The organism is uncultured Campylobacter sp., from assembly GCF_937949835.1.
Classification (GTDB): Bacteria; Campylobacterota; Campylobacteria; order Campylobacterales; family Campylobacteraceae; genus Campylobacter_B.
In genome coordinates this window covers 1-7,772 of record NZ_CALEDC010000058.1, presented here as the reverse complement: position 1 = coordinate 7,772, position 7,772 = coordinate 1, and the positions used below count along the sequence as shown (strand labels likewise).

The 7,772-nt window shown below is 43.6% G+C and carries 6 protein-coding genes; 3 read left to right on the top strand and 3 right to left on the bottom strand.

Annotated elements, in window-relative coordinates; translation table 11 throughout:
- Window positions 1–81: 81 nt before the first annotated feature.
- The 3 genes from Q0256_RS01305 to guaA all read right to left on the bottom strand — a co-directional run bounded on the left by Q0256_RS01305 (window position 82) and on the right by guaA (window position 3,831).
- Window positions 82–693 (bottom strand): NAD(P)H-dependent oxidoreductase, encoded by a 612-nt coding sequence (locus Q0256_RS01305; RefSeq protein ID WP_297959307.1) that lies wholly within the window; start codon window positions 691–693, stop codon window positions 82–84.
- A 116-nt stretch (window positions 694–809) separates the two neighbouring features.
- Window positions 810–2,291 carry an AAA family ATPase gene (locus Q0256_RS01300; RefSeq protein ID WP_297959305.1) on the bottom strand — a complete coding sequence of 494 codons (1,482 nt, stop codon included), beginning with the start codon at window positions 2,289–2,291 and terminating at the stop codon, window positions 810–812.
- A gap of 4 nt (window positions 2,292–2,295) precedes the next feature.
- Window positions 2,296–3,831: a glutamine-hydrolyzing GMP synthase gene (gene guaA / locus Q0256_RS01295; protein WP_297959303.1), complete on the bottom strand. Its 1,536-nt coding sequence runs from the start codon at window positions 3,829–3,831 to the stop codon at window positions 2,296–2,298.
- A 222-nt stretch (window positions 3,832–4,053) separates the two neighbouring features.
- Here guaA and Q0256_RS01290 point away from each other — a divergent pair, with 222 nt between their 5' ends.
- From Q0256_RS01290 to Q0256_RS01280, 3 genes are all read left to right on the top strand, one after another.
- Window positions 4,054–4,521: a hypothetical protein gene (locus Q0256_RS01290; RefSeq protein WP_297959301.1), complete on the top strand. Its 468-nt coding sequence runs from the start codon at window positions 4,054–4,056 to the stop codon at window positions 4,519–4,521.
- Complete coding sequence (uvrC, locus tag Q0256_RS01285; RefSeq protein ID WP_297959299.1) at window positions 4,502–6,304, top strand: excinuclease ABC subunit UvrC; 1,803 nt, start codon at window positions 4,502–4,504, stop codon at window positions 6,302–6,304. Before Q0256_RS01290 ends, uvrC begins: the two co-directional genes overlap by 20 nt.
- A 165-nt stretch (window positions 6,305–6,469) precedes the next feature.
- The coding region (locus Q0256_RS01280; RefSeq protein ID WP_297959297.1) for a nitrate- and nitrite sensing domain-containing protein at window positions 6,470–7,772 on the top strand (1,303 nt) is incomplete at its 3' end.

Below are 7,772 nucleotides of genomic sequence, written 5' to 3'. Positions count from 1 at the left end.
AAAATTTTTGCGCACATTTGTTTAAAATAGGCAATCAAAATTCTACGCCGCGCGGATTTTGCTAGCAGCGAATTTTCAAATTTAAAGCAAATTAATCTGCTTCGGAAAGTACCTATCCAGCGTCTGCGCTACCTGCTCTAACCAGACCTTTCGCTCAGCTTCGTCGCTATCTGCGACCACTCTAAACATGAGCCGCTCAAAGGTTTTTACGCCACAAAAATCAAAAATGCAGCTTTTCCAAATTTTTTCCAGCGGATCGCCAAATATCTCGTTTTCTCTGACCTCTGGGGTGTTGGAGGTGTTGAAAACTACGGCGGCTTTAGCCTTTAAAAGTCCTATCGGAAGCCCGCCGCCGTTATCGCCCGGCGCAAAATCGTAGGCTACTCTCTGCCTTAGCACGCGGTCAATCCAGCCCTTGAGGATGGCGGGCGGCTCGCCCCACCAGTTCGGATGGACAATCACGATGCCGTGGGCGTTTGTGATGTCTTTTTGATGTACTTTTAACAGCTCGTCGTCGCTTTCGTCGCTAACGAGCTCGGTGCCGCTAAGGATCGGGTTAAATTTCTCCTTATATAGATCATGAAATTTAACCTCGTAGCCGCTATTTTGCAGCTTTTCTACCGCTGCATTTGCAATAGCTGCATTTAGGCTTTTTTCGTAAGGGTGTGCCAGGATGACGCAGATTTGTTTCATAGATCTTCTCCAATTATATTGTTTACTAAAGAACGTGTGCCGTTGGTATGAAATTTGCTACTAACAAGATCGCAAAATGCAGATTTACTTTATATTTTTTTAAAACCATAATGAGATTATATCCTTTCGATCTGTCCATCCAGTAACTGATTTAAAACGCATATTAAATTTTCAATAGAGGTTCCCAACTCTTCGTATGAAAATTGATTTTGTGTATTTTCTGGATGATGTATTATATTTCTAATAAAGGTTGGGAGGGTTTTATTTTCTTGTCTAACGGTACCATTTCTATTTATTCTATTATATTGTTTTGTTTGCTGTATTCCTTTATTAGCAAGCCAATTATCAAAATTTTCCTCATAATAATTTCTATCGTCATCATTTATAGCTATAGATTGCAAAAATCCATATAGTTCATTGTGGAATTCTGCGCTAATAACCCCAAAAGCATAATAATTTATCTCACCCCAAGTTGGAGAGGAATTACCAAATAATTTCAATATCTCCTTTTTATCTATTTTATTGGTCAATTCATTCTTAGAAAATATATATATTTGATGTTTATCTTTATCAAAATTCTTTAACAAATAAGGAGAATGTGTAGTAATAAAAATTTGAGAATTATCGGATAATCTCTCTAAGGCATTTAATAATTTATTCTGAGCCCCAGGATGCAAAAAGGTTTCAGGTTCATCAATAAAAAACAATATGGGCTTTTCTATTTTATCGTCGCTCGATTCTCTATTAATTTCAGCGTATACTTGTATTAAGCTTAATGCTAATGCGCGCTGCATTCCTGTGCCCTTTTCTGAGACATTTGTTTTTATGCCGTTATCAGACAGCATAATGTTTCCATTTTTTAAGAAGTTATCAATTTCTGGCAATCCAAAATTAAATTCGACTTCGGCGTCACCATATTGACTAACTAAAACACTCTGAATTTTATTTTGTATATTCTCAAGAATTTGTATTAATCCTTCATCTCCAAAGGCTTTATTGTGAGCCTCTTTTAATTCTCTAAAAACATCGGTTTCTTGAAAATTTTTAGTTATAGAATTAATAATTTTCCCAACTAATTTTGTTTTTCCAAAATCCTGATAGTCTTCATTTTTTAAATCTGAATACACGAATTGAGCATCAAATAGTTCTGAAATAGTAGTATCAATACCTGTTGGATTCTCGAACTGATTTGTATTTGGATTAAAAATACGAACATTTTTAATATCCAAACTTTTATTTTTCTTATCCTGCGTAATATTGTCTAATTTTGAGCTTCTTAAAATACGCAAACTTGTACTGCCATCAGCATTATCTATAATATAGCCCATATATTTTTTAAGATTGCCGTGTTCACATAACCTTTTAATATCATCGCCTCTAAATTCTATTTCAACAGAAACATCTTGATTATTATCGCAGTTCTTGTGTACAAAACTTGCTTTTTCTCCTTTACTAAGAATAAATTCTACTGCTTTAAAAATTGTAGTTTTTCCACAATTATTATTCGCTACAAAAAATTTGATCCCCCTATTAAAAGTAATTTCATGCATTCCCAAAAAACCTCTAAAGTTTTCTAGCGTTATTTTATGAATATGCATAGTCCTATTCCCACTCTATCGTTGCAGGCGGTTTGCTCGAGATGTCGTAAACTACGCGGTTGATGCCGGGCACTTCGTTTATGATGCGGCGAGAGACGTTTTCTAGCAGGTCGTACGGCAGGCGCGAGAAGCTAGCTGTCATACCGTCGCTGGCGTCCACTACGCGTATGCACACGGCGTTTTCGTAGGTGCGGTTATCGCCCATGACGCCGACAGAGTGCACGTTTAGCAGTACGCAAAACGCCTGCCACGTTTTGTTGTACCAGCCGCTTGATTTTAGCTCGTCGCGTAGGATCACGTCGGCTTTGCGCAGTAGCTCGAGGCCCGGCGTATTTACCTCGCCCATTATGCGGATCGCAAGGCCAGGACCCGGGAATGGATGGCGGAAAACGACTTCGCGCGAAAGGCCTAGTTCAAGCCCCAGCTGGCGCACTTCGTCTTTAAAAATTTCGCGCAGAGGCTCGATCAGTTCAAATTTCATATCCTTAGGCAGGCCGCCTACGTTGTGATGGCTTTTGATCGTCTTGCTTGAGCCTGCGACCGAGCTTTCGATGATGTCGGTGTAGAGCGTGCCTTGGGCTAGAAATTTTACGTTTTTGTGTTTTGCCGCTTCTTTGCTGAAAACCTCAATGAAGGTAGTGCCGATGATTTTGCGTTTTTGCTCGGGATCGACCACCCCTTTTAGCCTGCTTAAAAATAGCTCGCTAGCATCAATCACGTCTAAGCTCACGCCGAGTTTGAGTCTAAACATCTCCTCTACCGCCTTGCGCTCGCCCGTGCGGAGCAGTCCGTTATCGACGAAAACCGCTATTAGGCTCTGCGGCACCGCATGCGCCAAAAGCGCCGCTACGACCGAACTATCCACGCCGCCACTTACCGCGCAAAGCACTTTGGCGCTGCCTACGCGCTCTTTTATTTTGATCATCTGCTCTTTGGCGAAGCTACCCATATTCCAAGTGCTGGTTATTCCGCAGATCTCTTTAGCGAAATTTTTTAAAATTCTATCGCCGAACTCGCTGTGGCAGACCTCCGGGTGAAACTGTAGCGCGTAAATTTTACGGGTCTCGTCGCCGAATACGCACCACTCACTCTCATCCGAGCTTGCCATCACCTCAAAGCCCTCCGGCAGGCTCTCGACCTTGTCCGAGTGGCTCATCCAGACAGTAGAGTTATCCTCCACGCCGCCAAATAGCCTGCTAGCGCGAAGCAGTTTCAAAGAGGCTTTGCCATACTCTTTTTTACCCGCAGGCACGACGCTAGCGCCAAATTTATGCGCGATGAGCTGCATGCCGTAGCAGATACCTAAAATTGGAATTCCAAGCTCAAAAATTCTATCGTCGCAAAAATACGCATCCTTGGCGTAAACGCTAGCGGGTCCGCCGCTTAAAATAAGACCTTTAGGGTTTTTTGCTTTTATCTTATCGATCGGTGCGTCGTATGCGATTAGCTCGGTGTAAACGCCTTGTTCGCGCAAGCGCCTAGCGATCAGCTGGGTGTATTGAGAGCCGAAGTCCAGCACTAAAATGTCTGCTGTTTGCATGAAATTCCTTTGTAAAAATTTTTAAAAGTATAACAAAGCAAAGCTAAAAGTAGGCTATTTATCGCGTAAAATTCTAACGCTGCCTTTATCGCTGCTTGTGCTATTAGCGTCCGCATTTTGGGCGGTAGCGCTAGAGCTCCCATCGTCGTCGGAATAAAACGGCGGTGCTTTGTATCCGCAGCCGCTAAGCAAAACTAAGATAAAAAATGCTAAAATCCGTCTATGGAAAATGCAAGAGAAATAATCGCTCATATCAGAAAAGATCCTTTATATGCCAAGATGCGAGAAAGAGGCGAGTTTTTAGCGATTTTGCCGCTTAGTTGGCAAAGGCTGATCGCCTTCATCTACGTCAAAGATGGCATTTTGATGATAGCCGCGAAGCACCCGGCGGGGCTTTGCGAACTAAAACGCGATAGTAATATAAATTTAATAAAAGACGTATTAAAGCGCTTCGTAGCCGCTAGAGAGACGGCGGAGCTTTGCGGCGTGCGCGATATAAAATTTTTCGTCGCAGATAGAGTAATGAGCAGAAGAAGGGCGCAAATTTATAAAGCTCATTTGCGCCGGGACGGCGAAGCTTTATCTTTGGAGCGCGCAAAGGGGGAGTTTAAAAACAAAATCCAAGATCCGCAAATTTATAAAATTTTTGAAGAGATAAGAGGGCTGATCCTTGCTAATAGAGGAGATTAAGAGCCTGCCTGCCGCACCCGGCGTGTATCAGTACTTCGACGCCGCGGGCAAGCTGCTATACGTCGGCAAGGCAAAAATTTTAAAAAATCGCGTCAAAAGCTACTTTTCTTTCACGCCCGCTCTCGCGCCGAGCCCGCGCTTAAGCGCGCGCATCGCCAAGATGATAAGCGAGGCGGCGCATTTAGAATACATCGTAACGCCCAGCGAGAGCGACGCGCTGATACTGGAAAATTCCTTTATCAAGCAGCTTAAGCCCAAATACAACATCCTACTGCGCGACGATAAGACCTATCCATATATCTACGTAAATTTAGACGACGATTTCCCGCGCTTTGAGATTACGCGAAAGATCATAAAGGGCAGAAACATCAGATACTTCGGTCCCTATTTTCACGGCGCGAAGGAAATTTTACAGACGCTTTACATGCAGTTTCCGCTCGTGCAGAAGAAAAATTGCGTCAAAGGCAAAAAGGCCTGTTTGTTCCATCAGATCGGGCGCTGCGCCGCTCCGTGCGAGGATAAAATTTCAAAGCAGGATTACGCTCGTATCGTGCAAAGCGCGCTTGCGGCTCTGAAAAATCCGCAAAAAATGGTGCCGCAGCTTGGGGAGCGGATGGCGCGGCTCGCGCAGAGCGAAAATTTCGAGGAAGCCGCACAGATCCGCGATACGATCGAAATTTTAAAGCAGATGAACGTAAAGGTTGAGGTCGATCTGGCAAAGCTCGATGATTTCGAGGTCTTTGCGATTGCCGCACGCGACGGGCTCGTCTGTGCCGTGCATTTTAGCATACGCGAGGGCAAAATTTCAGCCTCAAACTCGCATATAATCAACTGCAAAGCCCCGAGCGCCGATGATATCGCAAACGCCTACAAGCAGATGATCTTAAGCGCCTTCCCGGCCGCGGCTCCCGTGGCGTGCGCTAAAATTTACGTCTACGACGAGTTTGACGATGCGGATCTGGTATGCGAAATTTTATCCAAGCGGCACGAAAGAGCGTTTAAAATTTACGCGCCGAAAATCGGAGAGAAGCGTAAAATTTGCGAGATTGCATACCAAAACTGCGAGATCAATATCAAAAAACATCTAAAAACGCACGATTACGCATTCTTGCAGGAGCTGAAGGATTATTTTAATCTTACGAATTTGCCCGTAAATATCGAAGCTTTCGACAATTCGCATATGTTCGGCGCCGCAGCCGTGGGAGCTATGATAAGCTTTCAAGACGGCGAGTTTAACAAGCAAAACTACCGCCACAAGCACCTTAGCTCAAATAACGACTACGATCAGATGCGCGAGTACCTAACTAGTCGCGCGCTTAAATTTGATGAGCTTGCAGCGCCCGATCTGTGGCTTATAGACGGCGGAACGGCTCTGCTAAACTTGGCAGAGGAAATAATTTGCAGCGTCGGAGCAAACGTCGATATAATCGCTATCTCTAAAGAAAAGATCGACGCTAAAGCCCACCGCGCAAAGGGAGCTGCGAAAGATAAAATTTGCACGAAAAGCGGAATTTTTTCGCTGCCTACAGACGATAAAAAGTTGCAGTTTTTTCAGCGTCTGCGCGATGAGGCGCACCGCTTTGCGATCTCGTTTCACCAAAAGAGCAAACGCAAACTCGATCTGCAAAGCTCAAAGCTGCTAAGCTTGGGCGTTAGCAAGGGAAGCCTGAAGAAGCTTTTGGACTTTTACGGCGATTTTGAGAGCATTTATGCGGCGAGCTTCGATGAGATCAGATCGCTTACGAATATTCAAACTGCCGAAAAAATTTTAAACAATTATTAACGAAAACCTAACGCAAAAAGCTATATTTAAAGATTTGTTTAGTAAAATCACCCATTAACTTTGCAGGACGGCTAAATCGTCTCCGCCTAGCGTGACGGAAGCGACTTCGTTTCTCCGGTTGAATAAAATTTAACGTCGCGTAAGCTGCGCTTTGAAGGATTTTGTATGAATTTAAATACTACAAGTGCTTTGAGACTTGTTAGCGGTATCCCGCTACTTTTGATTTTCGCGTTTGCATCATATTTCTTGTTTATCTCTTTGCAGGATTACGCCAGAGTGGGAATTTTGCAGCAGCAGATTGCTAAAAATAGCAATCTCGCGGCGTTAGTGGAGCAGGTAGATAAAGAGCGCGGTATCACTTCGGCGTTTTTGGGTAGCGAGGGAAACCCCGGTATGGGAACCCTTCTATCGGGTCAACGTAAAAAAACCGATGATGCGCTTGCAAAGTATAAAGAAAGCAAAAATATCAGCGAAAATGTCGTAAAAAAGACTATTTTTGATATTTTCGCTTACGGCACCGGTAATGACGAGCTTTTGGCTGCCGAGACCGATATAGACGGTTTATTAGACAAACTTCCGCAGGTAAGAAGGGATGTCGATGCTCAAAGCAAAAGCTTCGGTGAGCTTTTCAGCTCATATTTTCAAAAATTCGATGATGATGTAAAAACAATCCAACGAGTGCTAAGAGAGGGTCTTGTAAGCTCAAATATTACTGTTTGGACGGTTTCATTGCTTAATACTTATGAGGCGATGGATGCCACTGCATCGGAGCGCGACTATATTATCGAATACATCATCGGTAGCAAGGCGATGAATCAGGCGCAGCTAAGGACTTGGGCTAGCTTCAACCTATCTAGTTCGCTTCCTAATTACTACTTCTTGCCGGAATCTGATGCTAGAGCTGCAATTTTAAAAATTCTAGACGGAGAGGAATTTCAAAACGCATTAAGAGAGACTGCTAAAATTTCGGCCACATTGCAGCAAGAAGCGGACGAGGGACACTATAGCGTACCTTTTCAAGAGTGGTTTGCCTCTACTACACTTAAATATAAAAAGCTAAGCGAAATTTCTGAAAAGATCAATGCTGAGCTTGCGGCGCATGCCGATACTTACCTAGCACAAAGACTAAGAAACCTATTTATCGCTCTTGGTATATGGGTTTTAGCGGCTATTTTGGTCGTTTTTGCCTTGGGTATTACAAGACGTTTAAGACAGAACGTTACCGACCTCGGCAACGTGCTTAGCCGAATCGGCGATTTGACGAATCAGCACGAGCATATCGACGTTAGGACTAGTGAGGGTGTTAACAAGGCGTATTCGCTTATCGAGGATGCGCTCGATCTGATTGCGTATCAAAAGGGTGCTGCGGAGGATGCCAACAAGGCAAAATCGATCTTTTTGGCCAATATGTCGCACGAGATCAGAACGCCGCTTAACGGCATCATCGGCTTTACGGAGCTTCTTAAAA

What these genes read in the sequence shown, in the direction of transcription:
- Q0256_RS01305 (WP_297959307.1), bottom strand. Translation starts at nt 693, where the DNA reads ATGAAACAAATCTGCGTCATCCTGGCACACCCTTACGAAAAAAGCCTA.
- guaA (WP_297959303.1), bottom strand. Translation starts at nt 3,831, where the DNA reads ATGCAAACAGCAGACATTTTAGTGCTGGACTTCGGCTCTCAATACACC.
- Q0256_RS01300 (WP_297959305.1), bottom strand. Translation starts at nt 2,291, where the DNA reads ATGCATATTCATAAAATAACGCTAGAAAACTTTAGAGGTTTTTTGGGA.
- Q0256_RS01290 (WP_297959301.1), top strand. Translation starts at nt 4,054, where the DNA reads ATGGAAAATGCAAGAGAAATAATCGCTCATATCAGAAAAGATCCTTTA.